This is a genomic window from Streptomyces sp. DS1-CR2, assembly GCF_055760475.1.
Genome location: NZ_CM147085.1, coordinates 8,566,100 through 8,589,279, shown reverse-complemented (window position 1 = coordinate 8,589,279; position 23,180 = coordinate 8,566,100). Strand labels below are relative to the sequence as shown.

Sequence of the window (23,180 nt, the reverse complement as noted above, 5' to 3'; positions counted from 1 at the left end):
GCGCTGCGACGCTCGCAGACATGTCCGCGACGAGCACTCCCGTCTCGCGGCCCGTTGATGCCCGGCACGATGCGCCGATGGCGTGTACGGGCCGCTGTCCGGCGACCCTGCGCCGCATCTGAGGCACGCGTACGCGATCTGCGTCCGCCCCCGTTCACACGGACATCGAGGCAGGCCACTCCCGCCGCCTCAATTGCCGCCCCTCCAGCCGCACTTGGCCACGCTCGGGCCAACGTCGCGTCCTTCGCGCCCGCCCCGAAAGGACCCTCATCATGACCTCCGCACCCACCACGGACACCCTCCCGGCCCAGAACTCCGACGACGGCCCCGGTATCACGGTCGAGAAGGTCGGCGGCCGGCTCGGCGCCGTCATCTCCGGCGTACGTCTCGGCGGCGACCTCCCGCCCGCAACCGTCGCTGCCGTCCGCTCCGCACTGCTGCGCCACAAGGTCGTCTTCTTCCGTGGCCAGGACCACCTGGACGAGGACAGCCACGAGGCGTTCGGCCGGCTCCTCGGCACGCCGGTCGCCCACCCCACCGTCCCGTCCGTGGACGGCCGTTACTCGTTCCCGATCGACTCGGACCACGGAGGACGCGCCAACCAGTGGCACACGGACGTCACCTTCGTGCCCGCCTACCCGGCGTTCTCCATCCTGCGCGCCGTGACCGTACCGCCCTACGGCGGGAACACCCTGTGGGCCAACACTGCCACTGCCTACGCGCATCTGCCCGCGTCGCTGCGCGCGCTCGCGGACGGGCTGCGCGCCGTGCACTCGAACGACTACGACTACGCGGCGCTGCGCCCGGACGCCGTGCCGGAGCAGCTCGAGCGGTTCCGTGAGGTGTTCGCGTCGACCAAGTTCCTCACCGAGCACCCGGTGGTCCGCGTGCACCCGGAGACCGGCGAGCGCGGGCTGCTGCTCGGCAACTTCGTGCAGCGCATCGCCGGTCTGACCGGCCGGGACTCGCGCGCGCTCGTCGACCTGTTCCAGTCGCACATCGAACGCCCCGAGAACACGGTGCGCTGGCAGTGGCGGGCGGGGGACGTCGCCATCTGGGACAACCGCGCCACGCAGCACTACGGCGTGGACGACTCCGACGACCACGAGCGCAAGCTGCGCCGGGTGACGATCGACGGCGACGTGCCCGTGGGCGTCGACGGCCGTTCCTCAGTGCTCCTGTCCCCCGAGTCAGTGCCGGACCCGGCCTTCGGCATCGCTTCGGGGAACTCGGCCGCGTAGGGGGGCCGGCCCGGCGCCGCCCGGAAGCGATCAAGGGGACTGGTTGCGCCTCCCCTCAGACCCCGTACCCGCACGACCCGCCCGCCAGTAGGTCTTCGACCTCGCTGTGGGCGGCGCTGACGATGGCCGTCACTGCGTGCGCCGCTTCGGCCGAACGGCCCGTGGCTACCGCCTCGGCCACCTCCTGGTGGCCGGCTCACCGGGGCATCGAGGTCGAGCCGGCCCTCCTGGGCGAGGATGTGCGCGCCCAGGCTCACCAGACCCTAGCCGCCCGAGAAGACGGGGACGGCGGTGTCCAGTTCCCAGGCGCGCCCGGTCCGCTCGTCCGAGACGCCGCCCCACAGGTTCGACGACCTTCCGTCCGCCGGCGAACACCGTGACGGCGGCGCCGAGTTCGGGGAACTCCGCGAAGTTCCGCGCGAACACATCGGCGACGGCCCCGAACCGTTCATCGGCCCAACCGTGGCGCTGTTTCATCGTGTCCCGTCCTCAGCGTGTCCCTGGGGTCGCGGAGCCCGGTCCCGTGTGCCCGTACCGTCCGCGATCTTCGAATCGATCACGGTACGGGGGTGCGCCACACACCTCGAACGCATTGCGCGCGGCGGTGTGCGCCGTCCACGCAGCGGACGCCGCCACTCCCCCGGGGGTTGCCTCCTCGAACAGGGAAGCTAACCTTGCCGACGTACCGGACACGGGGTGCCCCGCACGAGGGCTGAGATCACACCCGTCGAACCTGAACCAGTTAGCACTGGCGGAGGGATGTCAGCCAATGTCGTTGCCCCATGCCCCGAGCAGCACCGGGACCACCGGACCGCGCTCCGTCTTCGACGGGCGGATGCCCGCGGCGCCCGGTGATCTGCGGGTCGAGGCGCGCGGGATCGCGCCGGTCCCCGAGACCCACCGCTACGGCGGCGCCGGGCGCCTGTTCACCGTGTGGTTCGCCCCGAACCTGACCATGACCGGCGTCTTCACCGGCACCGTCGGCATCGCACTCGGCCTGGACTTCGCCACCGCACTGGCCGCCGTCGTCATCGGCACCCTCGTCGGCGCCGTGCCCACCGCGTATCTCGGTACGTGGGGCAGCGCGACCGGCGCGGGGCAGCTCCCGCTGGCGCGGCTCGCGTTCGGCCGGGCCGTCGCGGTGCCCGGCGTCCTGCAGTGGCTGTCGTCGGTCGCCTGGGACGCGCTGATCGGCCTCTTCGGCGGTGACGCGCTCGCCCGGCTGTGCGGCTGGCCGTTCTGGGTCGGCGTGCTCGTGACGATGCTGGCGCAGGGCGCGCTGGGCGTGCTCGGCTACGAGGCCGTCCACCGGCTCCAGAAGCTGATGACCTTCGTACTGGCCGCCGCCTTCGTGGTCCTCGCCGTCAGGCTTCTCGACGGTGTCCATCCGGTCACCAACGGGGCCGCGCACGGCGCCGACCAGGCCGGCGCGTTCGTCCTGACCAGCACGATCGCGCTCAGCCTGTCCCTGTCCTGGGCGCCCTACGCCAGCGACTTCAGTCGCTACCTCCCGGCGGCCACATCCCGTCAGCGCATGTTCTGGTTCACGCTCCTCGGCGTCACCGTTTCCTTCGTCGCTGTCCAGGCCCTCGGGCTGTGGGGCGCCTCCGTCTTCACCGACCAGACCGCGCGCGGCGTCGACGAGCTGCTCGGCGGCGGCGTTCTCGGCTCCTTCGGGCTGCTCGCCGTGGCGCTGGCGGCCCTGTGCAGCAACGCCATGAACGACTACAGCGGCTCGCTGGCCCTGCAGACCATCGGCGTCCGGATCCCGCGGCCGCTCGCGGCGGCGCTCGCTGCGGTGCTCGGCTTCCCGCTGGTGCTGTGGATGCATGCCGCCGACACCGCGGCCCGCTTCCAGAACGTCCTGCTGTTCGTCGGCTACTGGATCCCGGGCTTCGTCGCGGTCGTGGCCGTCGACTGGTTCGCGCGCGCCAGGGCCCGGGGCGGCGCGCCGGTCGACCTGGCCGCCGAGTCCGCCCGGCCACAGCCCTGGTGGCCCGGGCTCCTCGCCTTCGTCGCCGCCTTCGCCGCGGCGGTCCCGTTCATGGACAGCGGCCTGTACGTGGGCCCGGTCGCAAAGGCCCTGCACGGCGCCGACCTCGCGTACTACGTGGCCTTCGTCGCCGCGCTCGTCGTGTACGCGCCCCTGAGGCTGCGCCGCCCGACCGCTGACGCCCGCACCGCACCGTACGAGGAGGCCCGCACATGACCGTGCCTGCGAGCAGCGGACGCGTCGCGCCGCCCCGCGTCCTGACCGTCGCCGGTTCGGATTCGGGCGGTGGCGCCGGGATCCAGGCCGACCTCAAGACGATGCTGGCGCTCGGTGCCCACGGCATGAGCGTCCTGACGGCCGTCACCGCGCAGAATTCCCTCGGGGTCCAGGGAGCGTGGGAACTCCCTGTCGACGCGGTGCGCACGCAGTACCGCAGCGTCGTGGACGACATCGGCGTCCAGGCGGTCAAGACCGGGATGCTCTCGTCGCCGGTCCTCGTCGAGGCGGTGGCCGAACTGCTCGCCGGCACGGACGCCCCCGTGGTCGTGGACCCGGTGAGCGTCTCCAAGCACGGCGATCCACTGCTCGCCGAGGACGCGCTGGACGCCGTACGCACGAAGCTGCTGCCGGTCGCGACAGTGACCACGCCGAATCTGGACGAGGTGGCGCAGCTGACCGGCCTCGCCGTCACGGACGACGACGGCATGCGCCGGGCCGCGGCACGGCTCCTGTCGTTCGGCCCGCGCTGGGTGGTCGTCAAGGGCGGCCATCTGCCCGGGGCGGCCGTCGACCTGCTCACCGACGGCACGGAGGAGCACTGGCTGCGCGCTCCCCGCCACGACAACCGGCACACGCACGGCACGGGTTGCACCCTGGCGTCGGCCGTCGCCGTGGGCCTCGCCCATGGCCTGCCCGTGCCGGAGTCCGTCCGCCTGGCGAAGGAGTACGTCACGGGGGCGATCGCCGCCGGATTCGCACTGGGGTCGGGCATCGGCCCCGTGGACCATGGGTGGCGCCTGCCGGCCGACCGTTCCATGACTACAGGGCGACGGGACTAGGGCCTGTCTTCAAATTCCCGTCGTCCGCCCGAAGGGCGGGCCCAGCGGCGTCTGGTGCGTGCAGCTGCAAGGCGGAGGAGGGCGTCGACGCGATGGGGGTCCCCCCTGCTCGAGCGCAGCCGAGAGCTTGGGGGAGTCGGCAACCGACGACAACGCCGCAGATGCGCGTGCCAGACGCCGCTGGGCAGGCGGGAATTTGAAGACAGGCCCTAGGACCATGTGGTGCGCGCAACACGCCCACCTGCACACAATCAGGGCCCGATGGGTGTGCCCGCCCTCCCATCCACTTGACTGTTGCCATGACCACCCTGCCCCGCCAGCCTCAACAGGCCCCGCCGACCGGCCACATGATCGTGTGCGGTGGTGACGCGCTCGCCGAGCGGCTCGCCGCCGAACTGCGCGCCGTATACGGCGAGCGGGTCACCGTCGTGGTGCCATCCGTACGCGTCACCAGGCAGGGCACCGGTCCGGCCGGACGGGCGCGGGCGGCCGCCCTGCTCTCGCGGATGCAGGCGGTCATGAGCCGTACCGTGTCCACCGTGGCCGGCGACAGCGTTCCGCCGCCGCGGGTCATGGAGGCGCCGGAACTCGACGAGGAGGCGCTGGCCGAGGCCGGTGTGGCCGACGCCGCCGCGCTGGCCCTCGTACACGGCGACGACGAGACCAACATCCGGGCCGCCCTGGCCGCCCGCCGTCTCAACCCCCAACTGCGCCTGGTCATCCGGCTCTACAACCGCAAGCTCGGCCAGCACCTGGAACACCTCCTCGACCAGGCCGCCGCACTCTCCGCCCCCGGCGTCGACCCCGAGGCACTGGACACCACGACGACCGTCCTGTCCGACGCCGACACCGCCGCACCAGCGCTCGCGGCCACCGCCGTCGCCGGTACCAGCAAGGTCGTCCAGGCCGACGGGCTCCTGCTGCGCGCCGTGGAGCGCACCCCGCCGGGCCGGGGCGAGGTCGCCGACCCCGGCCTGTGCACCCTCGCCCTGCTGTCCGCGACCGCCAACGACCCGGCGGGCGCCGAGGGTTCGGACGTGGGCGGCACGGAGGGCCCGCTGCTGCTGCCCGACGAACGCACGGTCGCCGCCGCGACCGGGCGTGGCACGGTGGTCCTGGAGGCCGTCTCCCCCACGGTCGCCACTCCCAACGGCCGTGCGAGCAGCCGCCGTATGCCCCTCGGCTCGCTGTTCTCGCGCCGGCTGCGCTGGTCCCTCGCCGGTCTCGTCACGAGCGTCCTCGGCCTGGCCGTCGCCTCCTGGGCCACCACCGGCGGCCACCCCCTGCACGCCGGATACCTCACGCTCCTCGACCTGTTCGCCATCGACGACCCGGCCATCGGGGAGCCGCTCGCCCGTCAGCTCCTCCAACTCCTCACGGGGCTCGCCGGACTGCTCCTTCTGCCCGTGCTCCTCGCGGCAGTCCTCGAAGCGCTCGGCACCTTCCGTACGGCATCGGCCCTGCGCCGCCCGCCGCGCGGCCTGTCCGGTCACGTCGTGCTCCTCGGTCTCGGCAAGATCGGCACCCGGGTTCTGGCCCGACTGCGTGAACTCGGCATCCCCGTCGTCTGCGTGGAGGAGGACCCCGAGGCGCGCGGCGTCGCCCTCGCCCGCCGCCTGCGCGTACCGACCGTCATCGGCGACGTCACCCAGGAAGGCGTCCTGGAGGCCGCCAAGGTGCACCGCGCCCACGCCCTGCTCGCCCTCACCAGCAGTGACATCACCAACCTCGAGGCCGCGCTGCACGCGCGGTCGGTCAAGCCCGATCTGCGGGTGGCGCTGCGCCTGTTCGACGACGGTTTCGCGACCGCCGTCTACCGCACGCTCCGCTCCGCGCATCCCCGGGCCCTGACCCGCAGCCGGAGCGTCTCCACGCTCGCCGCACCCGCGTTCGCGGGCGCCATGATGGGCCGCCAGATCCTCGGCGCCATCCCCGTCGAGCGCAGTGTGCTGCTCTTCGCCGCCCTCGATGTGGCGGGACATCCGCTGCTCGACGGCCGGACCGTCGCCGACTCGTTCCGGGCCGGTGCCTGGCGTGTGATCGCGCTCGACGCGACGGCGCCGAGCGAGCGGCGCCCCGACCTGGCCGCGTCCCCCGCCGACGACGACCCCGACCGCCCCACGGGTCTCGTGTGGGACCTTCACCCCGGGTATGTGCTGCGCACCGAGGACCGCGTGGTGCTCGCCGCGACGCGCCAGGGCCTGGCCGAACTCCTGCGGCGCGGCCCCCTGGCCCGTACCCGTGCGGGCGACTCCTAGGAAGCACGCTGCCCGGTGTGATCACCACCTCTCACCTTCTGTACGAGCCACCCGGCGAAGTGTGATCACCGGCTCTCCGCGCGCCTTATCCTTGATCCCGCCACACTCCTCCCGCTCGTCCTCGCGCTCGCGCGGGGCGAAGTACGTTCCGTGGCAACCAATTTGACGGGGCTGTCTTTCAAGGGTGGTGCGCAGGTTGTTGCTGGCGGATCGGTACCGGTTGCACAAGGCGATAGGCCGCGGCGGTATGGGTGAGGTGTGGCAGGCGACCGACGAGATGCTCGGCCGGCCCGTGGCCGTGAAGCTGCTCCTCGCGCAGGCCGCGGATCCGTCCGCGGCAGCCAGGTTTCGCATGGAGGCGCAGACTTCGGCGTCGCTCAGCCATCCGCATGTGGTGGGTGTCTACGACTTCGGCTCCTGGGAGCAACGCTTCTACCTCGTCATGGAACTCGTCGAGGGCGGCAGTCTGGCCCAGGAGACCGCGGGCGGCGCGCGGCTGACGCCGGAGCGCGTGGCCGACATCGCGACCGGCGCGGCCGCCGGTCTCGCGGCCGCCCACCGCCAGGGCGTGGTGCACCGGGACATCAAGCCGGGCAATCTGCTGCTCACCCCCGACGGCACGGTCAAGCTGGGCGACTTCGGCATCGCCCGCTTCCTGGACGATCCCGCCGCCGGGCTCACCACCACCGGGCAGATCGTCGGCACGGGCCTGTATCTGGCGCCCGAGCGCGCCCTCGGCAAGAACGCGGGCCCGCCGTCCGACGTGTACTCGCTGGGCTGCGTGCTCTATCAACTCCTCACCGGAAACCCGCCGTTCCGCGCCGACACCGCGACCGGCCTGCTCTACCAGCACGTGGACGCCGCGCCCGTGGCCCCGGGCCGGCTCGGCGTCCGGCTGCCCCCGTCGTTCGAGAACTATCTGCTCGGCCTGCTGGCCAAGCAACCGGAGGACCGGCCGACGGCCCAGGAGGTCACGGACTGGTTCCGTACGGGTGCCTGGCAGGGCCGTCCCGAACCCCTCCCGGAGCCCGTGCCGGTGGCCCCCGCGCCCACGCCGCACCGTCACACCGCCCCGGAGATCCGGACCACTTCCACGACCTATCAGCTGCCGTCGTCCGGCCGGGCGTCACGCCGCGGGGCGGCCCGGCGCGGCGGCGTCATGGCGGCGGCGAGACGCAGACCGAGAACCATCGGGGCCATCGCCGCTGCCGCTCTCTTCGTCGCGTCCCTCCTGATCGGCATGGCGTGGTTCGCCCCCGACGACAGCGCCGCGAAGACACCCACGGGCGCCCCGTCGCCCGCCGCGTCCGCGCACTGACGGGGCGCCCGTTCCGGCGGAGCACGCTGCTCTCGGTCAACCACCCGGGCGACAGCGACTCCACGGGCTCCCTGTGCGGCAACATCCTCGGCGCGCTTCACGGTGACGTACGCCTCCCGCACCAGTGGCTGACGGAGATCGAGGGACGTACCGCCGTCGCCCGGCTCGGCGACGACATCGCGGCCGAGATCCGGCCCGGCGAGAAGCGTCCCTGGAACTACTGACGCCGCGGCCCGTGCCTGCCGGCCAGCACCGCCCGCTCCTTCGCCGCGCGCACCGACGCCGACAGCCCTTCGATGTCGTACGCCCCGTGGTGGCGCCGTCCGTTGACGAAGAACGTGGGGGTGCCCGAGACGCCGCTGAGGTCGGCCGACTCAAGGTCCTCGGAGACCCGCCCCACTGCGCTGTGCGTCCTCAGGTTCTTGTGGAACCGGTCGGTGTCCAGGCCGAGTTCACCCGCGTACTTGAGGAGGTCGGCGGCCCGCAGCGCGTCCTGGCGGGTGAACAGCAGGTCGTGCATCTCCCAGTACGCGCCCTGCTCCCCGGCCGCTTCGGCCGCCTCCGCGGCGAGCTGGGCATGCGGGTGGACGTCGTTCAGGGGCAGGTGGCGCCAGACGTAGCGGATGTCGCCGAAGCCGGCGAGGAGTTCCCGCACCACGGGTTCGGCCTGTCCGCAATAGGGGCACTCGAAGTCGCCGTACTCGACGACCGTCACGGGCGCGTGCCGCGGTCCGCGCACGTGGTCACGGTCCGGGTCGACCGGCACGGCCAGGTCGACGATGCTTTCGGCCGTTCCGAGGAGGGCCCTCATCCGGGTCGGGCGGGGCAGGACTGCGATGACCCAGGAGACCAGCCAGGTCATCAGGAACGCGCCGACGACCGCGCTGAGGATGCCGATCTTCGCCTCGGTCAGTTGGTCGCCGTCGAACGCGAGGGTGGCGATGAGCAGGGCCACCGTGAATCCGACGCCTGCGATCGTTCCCCCGGCCGTAGTGGCGCCCCAGCCGACGGACGGGCGCAGCCTGCCGCGGCTGAGCCGGGTCGTCAGCCAGGACGCGCCGACGATGCCGAGCGGCTTGCCCAGGACGTAGCCGAAGAGGATGCCGAGGGTGACCGGCGAGGCGAACGCGCGGGCCAGTTCGCCGCCGCTGAGCTCGATGCCGGCGTTGGCGAGGGCGAACAGCGGCACGATCACATAGCTGGTCCACGGGTGGTAGAGGCGCTGCAGCCGCTCGTTGGGGGACAGGGCCGACGCGAGGCCCCGGCGGACCGACCGCTCCAGTTCGGGGGTCGGCTGCTCGCGGAAGAGCCGGAACAGGCCGCTCGCCCGCTCCAGCGCGGTACGGCTCGCCGGGTACGCAAACGTCAGCAGCCCCATGGCCAGGCCGATCACGACGGGGTCCACCCCCGACGCCAGCAGCGCCACCCAGGCCGCGGCGGCCAGGAGCAGATACACCCAGCCGCGCCGGGTGCCGGTGGCCCGTACCAGCAGGATCACGCCGAACAGACCGAGTGCCACCAGCAGGGCGGGAACGTCGATGTCACCGCTGTAGGCGACGGCGATGATGATCAGCGCCACGAAGTCGTCGACGACGGCCACGGTCAGGATGAAGATGCGCAGCCCGCCGGGCAGCCGGTTCCCGAGCAGCGCCAGCATGCCGAGGGCGAAGGCCGTGTCGGTCGACATCGCGGCGCCCCAGCCGTGGGCCGTGCTCTGCCCCGCGTTGATGGCCAGGTAGACGGCGACGGGGACGACCATGCCGCTGAGTCCCGCGACGAGGGGCAGCGTGACGCGCCGGCGTTCGCGCAGCTCCCCCATGTCGAACTCGCGCCGCGCCTCCAGGCCGACGACGAAGAAGAAGAACGCCATCAGGCCACTGTTGACCCACTCCCGCAGCCCCAGCGACACCCCGGCGGACCCGATACGGACGGAAAAGTGCGTCCCCCAGAATTCCTCGTACGTGCCGGGTCCGATGTTCACCCAGGCCAGTGCCGCGAGCGCGGCGACGAGCAGCACGGAGGCGCTGCCGGTCTCGGTGCGCAGGAAATCGCGCAGCGGTGTGTGCAGCTCCTCGTCACTCGTTGTCTGCCCGTCGAACCCCGAGCTCATCGGCGGCATTCCCGTCTCTCGATGGCCCGCGCGGACCTGGCCGGCGGCTGCTCGGGCGAGCGCCCGAGCGCGGTGAGACGGTAGTGGACGCGCGGCGGTCGTGCGAATCGACACGGCGACCGTGTTCGAGTGCCCGCCCCGTGAGGCGGGCACTGGAATGGTCGGGTGACCTCAGCCGGGGCCGACCGCGAAGACGTGCAGGTTGCCGTTGTCGGGCAGCCCCTGGGGCGCGGCGGGCCACACGAAGGACGTGCCCGCCACCTCGACGCGCGCTCTGCCCTTGAGGCCGGCGGCCTCAAGGCCCTGACGGGCCTCTTGAGCCGCCGACTCCTCCTACCCGGCTTCCCTGTCGCGCCACTTGGCGTTCCTGTCGAGCTTGAGGGCATTGGCCCAGAGCGCGGTGGACGTCTCTACCAGCTCGTCGAGCGTGTGGTCCTCACCGAGCCCGTACGCGTAGTAGGCCATGCGGCTCACCATGCCCGAGAGCGCCCGCGCCGCCATGAGGGGGTCGAGGTCGCGGTCCGCGAGCCCGCGGTCCTGGAGGTCCTTGATGGCGCGGGCGTTGCGGTCGGCGAACGCGCGGCTGCGGCGCCGGCGCACCTCCCGGAACCCGGAGTCGCCGGCCGCGACCTGATCGAGGATCAGCATGAGCTTCGCGTTGCGCTGGTACGCCTCGAAGTAGGCCCGGTTGCTGGCCTCGATCACGCCGACGGGCGAGCTGTCCTCGGGGTCGAGGCGCGGCATGCCCGGGTGCAGCATGTCGTCCTGCGCGACTTCGAGCACGGCCTGGAAGATCTCCTCCTTGCCGGCGAAGTACGTGTAGAAGGTGCCGGTCGAGCAGGCGGCCTCGGCGGTGATGTCGGTGAGGCGCGAGTCCAGAAAGCCGTCGCGTTCGAACACGACGCGGGCCGCGGCCACGAGCGCGGCGCGGGTCCGGGCGCCGCGCGCGGTGGCGGGGGGTTCACGCAGGGCGGAGGTGTCCGCGAGCGAGGGGATGCCCTCCCCGTCCTGTGCGTGGCCGCGGGTGGTCATGTCGTGGGGCCTTCCTGTGCTGGCTTCTGCTGCTCACGTGTGTGCCCGCCGGGCGCTGCACACCTGGTACTGCTCGCCGCCGCGTGCTCACCTGTGGTGCCCGCCGGTACGGGAGCGAGGCGATCCTCGCACACCCGCGTGCGCCGATCGCCTCCGTCCTCCCTCGGCCCGTCAGGGTCCCGCACCGGGGGTCTGACGGTCAGCGGGTGCGGCCCCACTGCGGTTCCCGGCGGCGCAGTTCACGCATCGCGATGGTGCGCTTGTGGACCTCGTCGGGGCCGTCGGCGAGGCGCAGGGTGCGCAGATGCGCGTACATGCTGGCGAGCGGGAAGTCGTCGGAGACGCCGCCTCCGCCGTGCACCTGGATGGCCCGGTCGACCACCTTCAGCGCGACCTCGGGTGCGGCCACCTTGATCGCGGCGATCTCGGTGCGCGCGTGCCGGTTCCCCACGGTGTCCATGAGGTACGCGGCCTTGAGAGTGAGCAGCCGGACCATGTCGATCTCGATGCGGGACTCGGCGATCCAGTCCTGCACATTGGCGCGGTTCGCGACGGGCTCGCCGAAGGTCGTACGCGCCTGGGCCCGGTCGATCATCAGGTCGAGGGCGCGCTCCGCCATGCCGACGGCGCGCATGCAGTGGTGGATGCGGCCGGGGCCGAGCCGCGCCTGGCTGATCATGAAGCCGTCGCCCTCTCCGGCGAGCAGCGCGGTGACCGGGACGCGGACGTTCTCGAAGACGACCTCGGCGTGCCCCTCGCGGTCCTTGTAGCCGAAGACGGGGAGGTTGCGCAGGACGGTGACGCCGGGGGTGTCGATCGGCACGACCATCATGCTCTGCTGACGGTGCGTCGCGGCTTCCGGCTCCGTCTTGCCCATCACGATGAGCACCTTGCAGTTCTTGTGCAGGGCGTTGGAGGTCCACCACTTGCGTCCGTTGAGGACGTAGTCGTCGCCGTCCCGCTCCATGCGGAGCTGGATGTTGGTGGCGTCGGAGCTCGCCACGGCGGGCTCGGTCATCGCGAAGGCGGACGCTATCTCGCCGTCGAGGAGCGGCTTGAGCCACTTCTCCTTGTGCTCGTCGGTGCCGAAGAGGGTGAGCACCTCCATGTTGCCGGTGTCCGGAGCGTTGCAGTTGGTGGCCTCGGGGGCCAAGTGCGCGCTGCGGCCCATGATTTCGGCGAGCGGGGCGTACTCGAGGTTGGTGAGGCCGGGGCCCCACTCGGGGTGCGGGTGGAAGAGGTTCCACAGGCCGCGCTTCTTCGCGTCCGCCTTGAGCTCTTCGAGGATGGGCGGGTGGAAGTGCGGATCGCCGGACTCCGCCATCTGCGCCTCGTAGACGGACTCCGCCGGGTAGATCCGCTCGTCCATGAAGGCGAGCAGCTTCTCCTGGTACTCCTTGGCCCTGTCGGTCAGCTCGAACACGTGGTTCTCCTCACGGGGGATGGATTTCAGGGACCGGACCGGCGCAGCGGCGCGGCGCGGCCGGCTAGCGGGACCGGGGATCGGGCTGCGCTTCTGCCCGTGTTGCTTCTGCTGCGTGTGCTGGATGTGCTGCGTGTGCTGGGTGTGCTGCCGCTGCCTGTGTCGTCTCCGTCGCACCGTCCAGGTGGAGCAAGGCCCTCAACTCCTCGGCGGTCGTGGCCGCTTCGCGGTGGACGATCCCGGCGAGGCCGGCACGTCGTGCCGCGACGATGTTGTGTTCGAGGTCGTCGACCATGACGGTCTCGGCGGGCTCGGTGCCGAGCCGCTCACACGCGATGGCGTAGGCACGCCGGGACGGTTTGCGTACGCCGATCTCACCGGAGATCGCCACGGCGTCGAACATGGAATCGAGGTCGAAGCCCGCGTAGCAGTCGTCGCCCAGGGAGTTGGAGAGCAGGCCCACGCGGTGTCCCGCGTTCCGCAGCTCGGCGACGAGGTCGAGCATCGCCGGGTCGGGGCGCAGTTCGGTCTGCATCAAGGACAGGAGACCGGGGCCCTGTACGTCGGCTCCGTGTGCGCGCAGCCGCTCGGCGAAACCGTCCTCGAAGTCACGCTGACCGAGTCGGCCTTCCTCGTGCTCTACGAGGAGGGCGCCGGAGCGCTCGTCCTTCGCGAGCAGCCGGAGCGGGAGCCGCGGATCCACGCCGAGCTTGGTGCCGAAGGCCTCGAACGCCTTGAACACGCTGGTGGTCAGCACTCCCCCGAAGTCGAAGAGGACGGCGCTGATTCGGGTACCCAAGAGACAGCCTCCTGGTCGCAGGTTCGGGAAGCATCCGCAACATACTTGAATCCGGACTCAACTTCAATGACTCCCTCTGCGCTCGACCGCCTCAAGGCATGCGCGAAACCCGGACATCCCACGCGTGTCGCCCCGGCCCACCGGACCCCCCTCGGGCGAAAGTGACCGGACAGCCGACCACCCGTCCCTCGCCATTGCCCCCTCCACCCAGCCACAGGCGCCCCACAGATGCCCCGAGGACCCCGTCATGAACACCCGCCAGACCCTCCGTCGTCGCGGCCGCACCCTGAGCCGCGGCGCCGCCCGGCCCAACGTGCTGTTCGGCGGCGTCTACGGAGCCGTCCTCGCCAGTTCCATGGTCGCCGCCCTCGCCCAGTACGGCCGCTCGTCACGCGCGGACCGCATGTACGACGCCAAGTGGCTCCTGATCACCGCGGTCGCCTCGGCCCTCGCACACGGGTACGCGCACCTCATCGCCCGGCGCGGGGACGACACCCACCACGGGGCGGTCGCCGCGGTGCGGGCGCTCGCCGAGGAGTGGCCGCTGCTTCTCGCCACCCTGCCGACGCTCATGATGCTCTTCGGGGCGGGCCTCGGCTGGTGGAACTACTCGGGGATCGAGTACGTCGCCCTCGGCTTCAACGTCGCCCTGCTCTTCGGCTGGGGCCTGACGGCGGCCCGTGTCAGCGGCAGGTCGTGGCCCCGGTCGCTGTTTCTCGGCGTGGGCGACGCGCTGCTCGGCCTGATCGTCGTCGTGGCCAACGCGGTAATCAAATAGCGGGCCGGGCGCGCGTCATTCGCGGAGTGTCAGGGCGTGACGTGCGCGGCCATGACGTGCTTGATCCGCGTGCAGTCGTCGAAGCCGTAGCGGCTCAGGTCGCTGCCGATGCCCGACTGCTCGTATCCGCCGTGGGGCATCTCGGCGAGGACCACCTGGTGTGGGATCCCGCCGATGACGTCCTCAGCGGGCTGCACACGGAAGCGGTGCCCGCCGTCGAGGCGAGGCGCCTGCTCGATACCGTACGGTCGCACCTGGCCGGGACCGGGTCCGTCGCGGACACCGCGGCCGCCCTGTACTGCCATCGCAACACGATCCAGCAGCGGATCAACCGGTTCGCCGGGCTGACCGGCCGCGATGTGCGGCGCCCCGAGGACGCCGCCCTGGTGGCCCTCGCCCTGCGCGCCCGTGACCAGCACGAGAAGGACCACCGGCCATGAACAGCAAGCACGTCGCGTTCGACGATCTCGACCGCAAGATCGTCGCCGCCCTGATCGCCAACGCCCGGACGAGTTTCGCGGAGATCGGCGCGGCCATCGGCCTGTCCGCCACCGCGGTCAAGCGGCGCGCCGACCGTCTGCGGGAGAACGACGTCATCACCGGCTACACCGCCACGGTCCGGCCGGCCGCGCTCGGCTGGAGCACCGAGGCGTTCGTCGAGGTGTACTGCGACGGCGCGGCGCCGCCTCGTCGGCTCGCCGAAGTCGTGCGCAACCACCCGGAGATCACCTCCGCGATGACCGTGACGGGCGGCGCCGACGCGTTGCTGCACGTCAGGGCCACGGACGTCGGCCATTTCGAAGAGGTGCTCGAACGCATCAGGGCCGAGCCGTTCATCCGCAAGACGATCAGCTACATGGTCCTTTCCCATCTGCTGCCGGACAGTGCGGAGGCCGGCGCCCGCGAACCCGCCCCCGACGACGCAGCAAACGAGCGCTGACCTCCCTATCTACGCATCATTACTGCGGGCACACGCATCCAAATACTCTTGTCGAGCGCGACTGCCGCTTCCTACCGTGGAGACACCCTCTGATCGTTGTCCCGCTGGAAGCGGAGGTACCCGTCTGTGCCCAGGCGCTATCTGGTGTGCGAGCCTCGATACTTCGACGTTCAGTACGCCATCAACCCGTGGATGCGTGACGACGTGCGGGTCGACACCGCGCTCGCCATCGCGCAATGGCAGAACCTCATCGAGACGTACCGCGCGCACGGACACACTGTGGAAACCGTGCCACCCGTCCCGGGCCTGCCCGACATGGTGTTCGCCGCGAACTCGGCGCTCGTCGTGGCCGGCCGCGTCCTCGGCTCCTCCTTCCACGCGGAGCAACGCCGACCCGAGTCCGCCGAGTACGAGACGTGGTTCAAGGCGGCGGGCTACGACGTCCACCGCCCGGAGTCGGTCTGCGAGGGCGAGGGCGACCTCGTACCGGCGGGCCGCTACGTTCTCGCGGGCAGCGGATTCCGTACGACGCGTGCCGCGCACGACGAGGCGCAGGAGTTCTTCGGCGTACCGGTCATCGGCCTGCGCCTGGTCGACCCGTACTTCTACCACCTGGACACCGCGCTGTTCGCCCTCGACGACCCCGACGATCCCGGCGGCGGCACCGTCGCGTACTACCCGGAGGCGTTCTCGGCCGGGAGCCGCGAGGTGCTCGCGCGGCTCTTCCCGAGCGCCGTGCTCGCCACCCGTGACGACGCGATGGCCTTCGGCCTCAACTCGGTCTCCGACGGCCGCCATGTCTTCGTCGCCCCGCGGGCCACCGGCCTCATCGAACAGCTCGCCCACCGCGGATACGTCCCCGTCCCCGTCGACCTCTCCGAGTTCCACAAGGCCGGCGGAGGCATCAAGTGCTGCACCCAGGAGATCCGTTCATGACCGTCGCACCCGTCCAGGCCCCGCGTTCGTCCGCCGAGCTCATCAGCGCCGAGACGCCGGTGCTCGCGCACAACTACCACCCCCTTCCCGTCGTCGTCGCCCGCGCCGAGGGCACCTGGGTCGAGGACGTCGAGGGCCGCCGCTACCTCGACCTCCTCGCGGGTTACTCGGCCCTCAACTTCGGCCACCGTCACCCCGCCCTGATCGAGGCCGCCCACCGTCAGCTCGACCAGCTCACGCTGACGTCGCGCGCCTTTCACAACGACCGTCTGGCCGGCTTCGCCGAAGGCCTCGCGGAGCTGACCGGGCTCGACATGGTGCTGCCGATGAACACGGGCGCCGAGGCCGTGGAGAGCGCCGTCAAGGTCGCCCGCAAGTGGGCGTACGAGGTCAAGGGCGTCCCCGCGGACCGGGCGACGATCGTCGTGGCCGACGGCAACTTCCACGGCCGGACGACGACGATCGTCAGCTTCTCCACGGACGAGTCGGCCCGCGCCGGGTTCGGGCCGTTCACGCCGGGCTTCCGCGTGGTCCCCTACAACGACCTGGCCGCGCTCGAGGCGGCGGTCGACGAGACGACGGCGGCCGTCCTGCTCGAACCCATCCAGGGCGAGGCCGGGGTGGTCATCCCGGACGACGGCTATCTCACCGGGGTACGCGATCTGACGCGGCGGGCCGGCTGCCTGTTCATCGCCGACGAGATCCAGTCGGGGCTCGGCCGCACGGGCCGCACGCTCGCCGTCGACCACGAGGCCGTACGCCCCGACATGCTGCTCCTCGGCAAGGCGCTCGGCGGCGGCATCGTGCCGGTGTCGGCGGTCGTCGCGGGGCGGGACGTCCTGGGGGTACTGCGGCCGGGCGAGCACGGTTCGACGTTCGGCGGGAACCCGCTGTCCGCGGCGGTCGGCTCCGCCGTCGTCGACCTGCTCGCCACCGGTGAGTTCCAGCGCAGGGCGGCGGATCTGGGCGAGGTGCTGCGCGCCGGGCTCGAAGCCCTGACCGGTAAGGGAGTCAAGGCCTTCCGGGCCCGCGGTCTCTGGGCGGGCGTCGACATCGACCCGGCCATCGGCACGGGCCGCCGGATCAGCGAACTCCTCCTGGACGAGGGCGTATTGGTCAAGGACACCCACGGATCGACGATCCGCCTGGCCCCGCCCCTGACCATCACCCGCGAGGAACTCGAGTCGGCGCTCGCCGCACTGGGTCGAGTGCTGGGCTAGTCGGGCGCGATCGGCATAGGGCACGATCGGCATACGGGCCCGCCACCGGCAACGGTGGCCGGGCCGTGACCTCTGGCTCGGCCAGCGGTCGGACCCGCGCCCCGCAGCGGACCGACAGCGGCTCAGGCGGTCGTCGACAAGCCGCCCGGTGCTCGATTGGCTTGCGCCATGCGCATCGACCGACTCGACCACCTCGTCCTCAGGGTGCACGACCTCGACGCCACGGTCGCCTTCTACACGAAGGTCCTGGGCATGGAGGCGGTCACCTTCCGGGGTGGCCGCCGCGCCCTGACCTTCGGCCGCAGCAAGATCAACCTCCATGAGGCGGGCCACGAGTTCGAGCCGAAGGCGGCCCGCCCCACGCCCGGCAGCGCGGACCTGTGCCTGATCGTCGACGAGCCCGTCAAGCGGATCATCACCGAACTGGCGAGCCACGGCGTCCCGTTGGAGGAGGGTACGGTGGAACGCACGGGCGCCACCGGCCCCATCGTCAGCGTGTACGTGCGGGATCCGGACGACAACCTGATCGAACTCAGCAATTACGTGGACCCGGCGGACCCGCACACATCCTGACTAGCGCTCCTCGCGCCCCACGTCCCGTACGAGATCCAGCGCCCTGCCCAGAGTGGTGAGACGGGCATCCAGGGTGTCACCGGCCGGGTAGAGGCGGACCGTGTCGACGCCCGCGGCGCTCCAGACCCGCAGGCGTTCGCGGACCATGGGCTCGGTGCCGATGAGGGTGGTGGCCAGAACCATGTCGTCGGTGATCAGTTCCGCCGCGCCGTCCCGGTCACCGGCCTGCCACCGCGCGCGGACCTCGGCCGCCGTGTCGGCCCAACCCTGCCTGCTGTAGGCGTTGTTGTAGTAGTTGGTGGTCGCGGATCCCATGCCGCCCAGGCTGAAGGCCAGTTCCTTCTTGCGGCCCGCGACCATCGCGCGCAGCGCGTCCTCGTCGTCCGCGAACGCCACCTCGGCGCCCTGGCAGACGTCCAGGTCGGAGCGCTTGCGGCCGGCCGCGGCGAGCCCGGCGTCCAGGTGCTCGAAGTAGGCCTGCTGCGCACCTTCCGGCACGAAACTCGTGCCGAGCCAGCCGTCTGCGACCTCGCCCGTGAGCCGCAGCATCTTGGGCGAGAGTGTGGCCAGATAGACGGGCAGATCATGCTCGGCGCGCATCGACAGGCGCATCGGCTTCGCCTCGCCGCCCGGCAGCGGGAGGGTGAACTCCCGCCCCCCATAGGAGAGTTTCTCTCCCGCCACGGCCTGCCGGACGATCTCGACCGTCTCGCGCATACGGGACAGGGGCCGCGCGAAGGGGACACCATGCAGCCCCTCGATCACCTGCGGTCCCGACGGTCCGAGTCCGAGCAGGAAGCGGCCTTCGGAGATGTTGGACAGGGTGATCGCCGCGCGGGCGATCGCGGCCGGGGTGCGGGTCGCCAGCTGGATGATCCCGGAGCCGAGCAGCATCCTCTCCGTGCGCGCCGCCAGATATCCGAGCGGCGAGGGCGCCTCCGAGCCCCACGCCTCGGCCACCCAGCAGATGTCCATCCCGAGCCGCTCGGCCTCGGTCACAAAGTCGACCGTCTCGCGCCAGCTGCCGCCCGAGGCCTCGATCGTCGTAGACGTACGCATCACTCGCCCCGCCCTTCCTGAGCCGGGCGGCCCTCGGCCAGGTCCTTGATCGCGTCGAGCGTGGAGGTGATGCTCCGCTCGAACTCCCGCAGCCGCACGAACACGATCTTCTGCTCCTTCTCCGGCATCGCGTCGATCGCGTACGAGAGCCCGGAGCGGCCGGGGCCGAGCTGCATCCTCTGGGCCAGATCGGTGCCGCCGTCGTCGAGCGGTGTCAGGGTGAACCTCCAGAGGGCGCTTGGCTCTTCGGGGTTCTCGACCGCCCAGGCGAACTCGCGTGGCGCCTCACACGCGACGACGTACGACGTGGTCTCCCAGTCCCCCAGCGACTCGTGCTTGCTCCGCCCGAGGAACCGGGCACCGAGCGTGGGGCCCGCCGCCCCGTCCAGCCAAGCGACCGACTGGAGTTCGGCGCTGAGCGTCGGCATCAGGGTGATGTCGGAGACGAACTCCCACACCCGCTCCGGCGACGCCTGAACCGTTCTGCGGACCTCGACCGTCGGTTTGTCGGCGTAGCGCGCGCCCGTCCACTCCATTGCCGGTTGCCTCTCCGTCTGCGGGAAGTTCACTGGGCGGATCCGTGAAAAGCGACCCTGAGCACGAGAGTTTCGTAGATAGACTCACTCGTCAAGAGACAGCGCCGAAGGACGGGACGGGGAGTCAGTGCGCGAAACGGGCCTTGATGCCGGGGCGCACCGCGAGGTGGGGCGGATAGCCGGGGCCGAGGCGGGGCCGCGTGTCGTCGGCCGTCATCGGCTCCTTGCACTCGCTGCACACGACCTCGGCGTGGCTCTCGTGGCCGCACCGGTCGTGGTGGAACACGACGGGCGGACCGGCCTCCTCCGCCAGCCAGCGGTCGCCCCAGCGGTTCATCGCGGCGAGCACGCCGAAGAAGTCGCGTCCCATGTCCGTGAGGACGTAGTCGTAGCGGACGGGCTCATGCTGATAGGCGCGCTTCTCCATGAGCCCCTCGTCGACGAGGCGCCGGAGGCGGTCGGCCAGAGTGTTGCGCGCGATGCCGAGCTCATCCTGGAACACGTCGAACCGCTTGATCCCGTAGAAAGCCTCACGCAGGACGAGCGGCGTCCACCAGTCGCCGAGCAGGTCCATGGTGCGGGCGATGGAGCAGGGCCAGTTGGCAAAGGAGGTCCGCCTCATGCCGTCAGCATACGTGGGTCTCGGATTGAGACCCAGCAGTTCGGGCCCCGAGGGCACTCCAGCAGCCGGCCGGTTCGGGCGTTCCGTACGGCTGTGGCACGTGACCTACGACGCAAACAGTGCGTCCCTGTTGTGGAGCCCCTCGCGGAACTGATCCAGTGGCCGCAGACCAGCCGGCGCGCGGCGCCGCACGAGGAGGGGGCTCACGCATGACGACCGGGTACTTCACGTCCGTCGACGATGTGTCCGCGCGGCTCGCCGCGACGGGCTACCTGGCGTCCCCCGCGGTGGCCACCACTGTCTTCCTCGCCGACCGCCTCGGCAAGCCGCTGCTCGTCGAGGGCCCCGCGGGCGTCGGCAAGACCGAACTGGCCAAGGCGGTCGCCGAGGTCGCCGGCGCCACCCTCGTCCGGCTCCAGTGCTACGAGGGCGTGGACGAGTCGCGCGCCCTGTACGAGTGGAATCACGCCAAGCAGCTCCTGCGCATCACGGCGGGCCGCGACGAGTCCTGGGACGAGACCCGTACGGACATCTTCAGCGAGGAGTTCCTGCTTCCGCGCCCGCTCCTGACGGCGATCCGCGGCAGCGACCCGAAGGTGTTGCTCATCGACGAGACCGACAAGGCCGACGTCGAGGTGGAGGGCCTGCTTCTGGAGGTGCTCAGCGACTTCCAGGTGACGGTGCCCGAGCTCGGCACGATCAGCGCGACGCGCCGCCCGTTCACCGTCCTCACCTCCAACGCGAGCCGCGAGCTGTCCGAGGCGCTGCGCCGCCGCTGCCTGTTCCTCCATATCGGCTTCCCCGAGGAGGAGTTGGAGCGCCGGATCGTACGGCTCAAGGTGCCGGGGCTCGACGAGGCGCTGGCGCAGGCCGTGGTGCGGGTCGTCGGGGCGCTGCGCGCGATGGACCTGCGGAAGGTGCCGTCGGTCGCGGAGACCATCGACTGGGCCCGCACGCTCCTCGCCCTCGGCGCCACAACCCTCGGCGAGGAGGTCGTACGCGACACGCTCGGCGTCGTCCTCAAGCACCAGGAGGATGTGCTGAAGGCGGCGGCCAAGCTGGATCTGGACGCCGTGTGAGCGCGACGGCGGCCGGTGTCCCGGAGCGGCTCACCGCGCTCGTGCAGGCACTGCGCTCGCACGGGGTGCGCATCGGCACCGGCGAGACCGTGGACGCCGGGCTCGCCGTCGAGGCGCTCGGCCTGACCGACCGCGAGCATCTGCGGGAGGGCCTGGCGGCGGCGCTGCTGCACAGCGAGGGGCAGCGGGCCGTCTTCGACCCCGTCTTCGATCTGTACTTTCCCCGGAGCGTCGGAGCCCCGCAGGACACACGGCACGAACCGAGCGCCTTGAAAACGTGGCAGCAGTCCGACACGGACGACCTGCGCGAGCGGCTCGCCGCCGCACTGGCCGCCAACGACCAAGAGATGCTTGACCAGTTGGCGGCCGAGGCGGTGGACGGCCTCGGCGGCTACGGCATCGCGAACGGTGCGGGCGGCTCGGGCGGGTCCGCAGGATCGGGTCCCTCGGGCCGCTCGGACGGCTGGTCCTCGCACCAGACACTCGCCCGGCTGCGCCCGGAGACCCTGCTCGCCCGGATCCTCGCCGGGATGCGGGCCGGGTCCACCGGCGACGACGAGTTCACCGACCGGCTCCAGGCGGACGAGATCCGCCGCCGCATCCAGGCGTTCCGCGGGCGCGTGGGCACCGAGGCGCGGCGCCGGGTCGCCGAGCGTCGGGGCACCGACGAGATCGCCCGCCGCGCCATCGCCCCGACCGCCGACCGTGTCGACTTCCTCATCGCGGGCCGCGCTCAGCTCGACGAGCTGCGCAGGGCGGTTCAGCCGCTGGCCCGCAAACTGGCCACCCGTCTCGCCGCCCGCAGACGCCGGGCCGCGCGCGGACGGATCGACCTGCGCCGGACGCTCCGTGGCTCCCTGTCGACGGGCGGCGTACCGATGCGGCCCGTGCTGCGTCGCCGCCGGCCCGCGCGCCCCGAACTCGTCCTGCTGTGTGACGTGTCGGGCTCGGTCGCGGGGTTCGCAAACTTCACCATGCTGCTGGTGCAGGCGCTGCACGACCAGTTCAGCAAGGTGCGGGTGTTCGCCTTCGTCAACCGCGTCGACGAGGTGACCGACCTCATCGGCCGCGACACGGCGGGGCCGGAGGGACTCAGTGCCCGCATCCTGTCGGCGGCGGCCGTGACGGGCTGGCACGGGAGCAGTGACTACGGCACCTCGCTGGGCGAGTTCGCCGAGCGGTACGCGGACGCGGTCGGCCCGCGCAGCACCGTGTTCGTCCTGGGCGACGCCCGTACGAACATGAGCGACCCCAACACGGGGGCGCTGCGGGACGTCGCCGCACGCGCCCGCAAGGTGTACTGGCTCAACCCCGAACGGCGCTCACTGTGGGACACCGGCGACTCGGCGGCCGACACGTATGCGGAGATCGTCGAGATGCATGAGTGCCGGAACGCCCAGCAGCTGAGCGCGCTGATCGCGCGGCTGCTGCCTGTTTGAGCGCTGTTCGCGGCGGCGGGGTCGGACGGGTCGGTGGTCGCGCCGGGGGTCTGACACGCGGACCGGAGTCAAAGATGCGCGAGGAGCCGGTCCAGAGGGCGCGGCACCCGGTCGAGGTCGAGCCGCTCCACGAGTGAGCGCGCGTACTGCGCCTTGCGGCCGCTGTGCGTCCCCATGAACCGGCGCAACTGCCGCTCCACGCCCCGGTCGCGCTGCGCGGGCTGCTTCTGGAAGGTCCGGAAGGACCTCAAGTCGCCCTCCACGTCCAGGACTTGCTGCACGGTGGCCGCGCCGAGGCCGCGGATCAGCTCGTCCTCCAGGTCCGCGACACACACGTAGAAGCCGAGCTCCTCCATGTCCGCGTGGGTGAGGTGGGGGTGCGGGCCGGTCCGCTCCAGAACGCTGCGGAAGTAGTGCTCCTCCCCCGCGTCGCACAGCCCGGCGACGGTGACATCGAGCCCGTCCGGGCCGCACACGGCGAGGAACCTCCCGATGCTCATCGCGCCGCCGAGCGGCAGCACCGCGACACCCTCCTCGTCGAGCCTGCGTCCGCGCCGCCGGGCGAGCGCCTCGACGGCCACCAGGTCGCTCTCCCCCTCGACCAGGACGACCTTGCGCACACCGGCCGTGACGGCCAGGTCGCGGGCCGCGTCCGCGGCGGACCCGCCGTCACCCCCGCGTGCCGCCCACGCTCCGGCCGCCCGACGGAACCGTCTCATCTCGTCCACACGCCCAGTTTCGCAGGACCCGGGGTGTTCGCGTCCAC

Annotated in this window: 22 protein-coding genes, 1 pseudogene and 1 riboswitch; of the genes and pseudogenes, 14 read left to right on the top strand and 9 right to left on the bottom strand. The window is 71.6% G+C overall.

Annotated elements, in window-relative coordinates:
* Positions 1 to 272: 272 nt before the first annotated feature.
* Positions 273 to 1,241, top strand: coding sequence for a TauD/TfdA dioxygenase family protein (locus ACY0PA_RS40180; protein ID WP_473082272.1), 969 nt, complete (start codon positions 273 to 275; stop codon positions 1,239 to 1,241).
* Positions 1,242 to 1,432: 191 nt separating this feature from the next.
* On the opposite strand, the pseudogene ACY0PA_RS40175 reads toward ACY0PA_RS40180, so the two are convergent.
* Positions 1,433 to 1,718, bottom strand: a pseudogene (locus ACY0PA_RS40175) (serine hydrolase); the annotation flags it as partial.
* Between the two features lie 205 nt (positions 1,719 to 1,923).
* Positions 1,924 to 2,018: riboswitch (TPP riboswitch) on the top strand.
* Here ACY0PA_RS40175 and ACY0PA_RS40170 point away from each other — a divergent pair.
* The 5 genes from ACY0PA_RS40170 (at position 2,011) to ACY0PA_RS40150 (ending at position 8,092) form a co-directional block, all read left to right on the top strand.
* Positions 2,011 to 3,450, top strand: a complete 1,440-nt coding sequence (locus ACY0PA_RS40170; protein ID WP_473082271.1) for a purine-cytosine permease family protein — start codon at positions 2,011 to 2,013, stop codon at positions 3,448 to 3,450. (Overlaps the previous riboswitch by 8 nt.)
* A complete protein-coding gene (thiD, locus tag ACY0PA_RS40165; protein ID WP_473082270.1) occupies positions 3,447 to 4,292 on the top strand; it encodes a bifunctional hydroxymethylpyrimidine kinase/phosphomethylpyrimidine kinase in 846 nt (281 codons plus the stop codon). Before ACY0PA_RS40170 ends, thiD begins: the two co-directional genes overlap by 4 nt.
* A 299-nt stretch (positions 4,293 to 4,591) precedes the next feature.
* Complete coding sequence (locus ACY0PA_RS40160) at positions 4,592 to 6,550, top strand: potassium channel family protein (protein WP_473082269.1); 1,959 nt, start codon at positions 4,592 to 4,594, stop codon at positions 6,548 to 6,550.
* 196 nt (positions 6,551 to 6,746) lie between these two features.
* On the top strand, positions 6,747 to 7,868 hold the full coding sequence (locus ACY0PA_RS40155; RefSeq protein WP_473082268.1) for a serine/threonine-protein kinase: 1,122 nt from the start codon (positions 6,747 to 6,749) through the stop codon (positions 7,866 to 7,868).
* A complete protein-coding gene (locus ACY0PA_RS40150; protein WP_473082267.1) occupies positions 7,796 to 8,092 on the top strand; it encodes an ADP-ribosylglycohydrolase family protein in 297 nt (98 codons plus the stop codon). The genes ACY0PA_RS40155 and ACY0PA_RS40150 overlap by 73 nt, the downstream gene beginning before the upstream one ends.
* Here ACY0PA_RS40150 and nhaA read toward each other — a convergent pair.
* The 4 genes from nhaA to ACY0PA_RS40130 all read right to left on the bottom strand — a co-directional run bounded on the left by nhaA (position 8,086) and on the right by ACY0PA_RS40130 (position 13,232).
* A complete protein-coding gene (nhaA, locus tag ACY0PA_RS40145) occupies positions 8,086 to 9,987 on the bottom strand; it encodes a Na+/H+ antiporter NhaA (protein WP_473082266.1) in 1,902 nt (633 codons plus the stop codon). The genes ACY0PA_RS40150 and nhaA overlap by 7 nt on opposite strands.
* A gap of 324 nt (positions 9,988 to 10,311) precedes the next feature.
* Entirely contained in the window at positions 10,312 to 11,010 is a 699-nt protein-coding gene (locus ACY0PA_RS40140; protein WP_473082265.1) for a TetR/AcrR family transcriptional regulator, read from the bottom strand.
* 199 nt (positions 11,011 to 11,209) lie between these two features.
* Complete coding sequence (locus ACY0PA_RS40135; RefSeq protein ID WP_356290719.1) at positions 11,210 to 12,433, bottom strand: acyl-CoA dehydrogenase family protein; 1,224 nt, start codon at positions 12,431 to 12,433, stop codon at positions 11,210 to 11,212.
* Positions 12,434 to 12,497: 64 nt separating this feature from the next.
* Positions 12,498 to 13,232 carry an HAD family hydrolase gene (locus tag ACY0PA_RS40130; RefSeq protein WP_473082264.1) on the bottom strand — a complete coding sequence of 245 codons (735 nt, stop codon included), beginning with the start codon at positions 13,230 to 13,232 and terminating at the stop codon, positions 12,498 to 12,500.
* Positions 13,233 to 13,479: 247 nt separating this feature from the next.
* Between ACY0PA_RS40130 and ACY0PA_RS40125 the strand changes: the two genes are divergently transcribed.
* The 6 genes from ACY0PA_RS40125 to ACY0PA_RS40100 all read left to right on the top strand — a co-directional run bounded on the left by ACY0PA_RS40125 (position 13,480) and on the right by ACY0PA_RS40100 (position 17,679).
* Positions 13,480 to 14,010, top strand: coding sequence for a hypothetical protein (locus tag ACY0PA_RS40125; RefSeq protein ID WP_473082263.1), 531 nt, complete (start codon positions 13,480 to 13,482; stop codon positions 14,008 to 14,010).
* Positions 14,011 to 14,141: 131 nt separating this feature from the next.
* The gene (locus ACY0PA_RS40120) at positions 14,142 to 14,450 is read left to right on the top strand and encodes a helix-turn-helix domain-containing protein (RefSeq protein ID WP_473082262.1); all 309 of its coding nucleotides are present in this window, start codon (positions 14,142 to 14,144) and stop codon (positions 14,448 to 14,450) included.
* Positions 14,447 to 14,950 (top strand): Lrp/AsnC family transcriptional regulator, encoded by a 504-nt coding sequence (locus ACY0PA_RS40115; RefSeq protein WP_473082261.1) that lies wholly within the window; start codon positions 14,447 to 14,449, stop codon positions 14,948 to 14,950. The genes ACY0PA_RS40120 and ACY0PA_RS40115 overlap by 4 nt, the downstream gene beginning before the upstream one ends.
* Before the next feature lie 96 nt (positions 14,951 to 15,046).
* Positions 15,047 to 15,886 (top strand): dimethylargininase, encoded by an 840-nt coding sequence (ddaH, locus tag ACY0PA_RS40110; protein WP_473082260.1) that lies wholly within the window; start codon positions 15,047 to 15,049, stop codon positions 15,884 to 15,886.
* Positions 15,883 to 17,106, top strand: a complete 1,224-nt coding sequence (gene rocD, locus ACY0PA_RS40105; protein ID WP_326772083.1) for an ornithine--oxo-acid transaminase — start codon at positions 15,883 to 15,885, stop codon at positions 17,104 to 17,106. Before ddaH ends, rocD begins: the two co-directional genes overlap by 4 nt.
* Positions 17,107 to 17,274: 168 nt before the next feature.
* A complete protein-coding gene (locus ACY0PA_RS40100; RefSeq protein WP_473082259.1) occupies positions 17,275 to 17,679 on the top strand; it encodes a VOC family protein in 405 nt (134 codons plus the stop codon).
* Here the strand turns inward: ACY0PA_RS40100 and ACY0PA_RS40095 are convergent, their stop codons facing one another.
* The 3 genes from ACY0PA_RS40095 to ACY0PA_RS40085 form a co-directional block, all read right to left on the bottom strand.
* Positions 17,680 to 18,738 carry an LLM class flavin-dependent oxidoreductase gene (locus tag ACY0PA_RS40095; RefSeq protein WP_473082258.1) on the bottom strand — a complete coding sequence of 353 codons (1,059 nt, stop codon included), beginning with the start codon at positions 18,736 to 18,738 and terminating at the stop codon, positions 17,680 to 17,682.
* Positions 18,738 to 19,274 carry an SRPBCC family protein gene (locus ACY0PA_RS40090; RefSeq protein WP_473082257.1) on the bottom strand — a complete coding sequence of 179 codons (537 nt, stop codon included), beginning with the start codon at positions 19,272 to 19,274 and terminating at the stop codon, positions 18,738 to 18,740. The genes ACY0PA_RS40095 and ACY0PA_RS40090 overlap by 1 nt, the downstream gene beginning before the upstream one ends.
* 124 nt (positions 19,275 to 19,398) lie before the next feature.
* Entirely contained in the window at positions 19,399 to 19,896 is a 498-nt protein-coding gene (locus ACY0PA_RS40085; RefSeq protein ID WP_473082256.1) for a winged helix-turn-helix transcriptional regulator, read from the bottom strand.
* A 209-nt stretch (positions 19,897 to 20,105) separates the two neighbouring features.
* Between ACY0PA_RS40085 and ACY0PA_RS40080 the strand changes: the two genes are divergently transcribed.
* Together ACY0PA_RS40080 and ACY0PA_RS40075 are read left to right on the top strand one after the other, a co-directional pair.
* Entirely contained in the window at positions 20,106 to 20,975 is an 870-nt protein-coding gene (locus tag ACY0PA_RS40080; protein ID WP_473082255.1) for an AAA family ATPase, read from the top strand.
* Positions 20,972 to 22,414, top strand: a complete 1,443-nt coding sequence (locus tag ACY0PA_RS40075; RefSeq protein ID WP_473082254.1) for a vWA domain-containing protein — start codon at positions 20,972 to 20,974, stop codon at positions 22,412 to 22,414. The genes ACY0PA_RS40080 and ACY0PA_RS40075 overlap by 4 nt, the downstream gene beginning before the upstream one ends.
* 68 nt (positions 22,415 to 22,482) lie before the next feature.
* Here the strand turns inward: ACY0PA_RS40075 and ACY0PA_RS40070 are convergent, their stop codons facing one another.
* Positions 22,483 to 23,142 carry a TOPRIM nucleotidyl transferase/hydrolase domain-containing protein gene (locus ACY0PA_RS40070; RefSeq protein ID WP_473082253.1) on the bottom strand — a complete coding sequence of 220 codons (660 nt, stop codon included), beginning with the start codon at positions 23,140 to 23,142 and terminating at the stop codon, positions 22,483 to 22,485.
* Between the last annotated feature and the right edge of the window lie 38 nt (positions 23,143 to 23,180).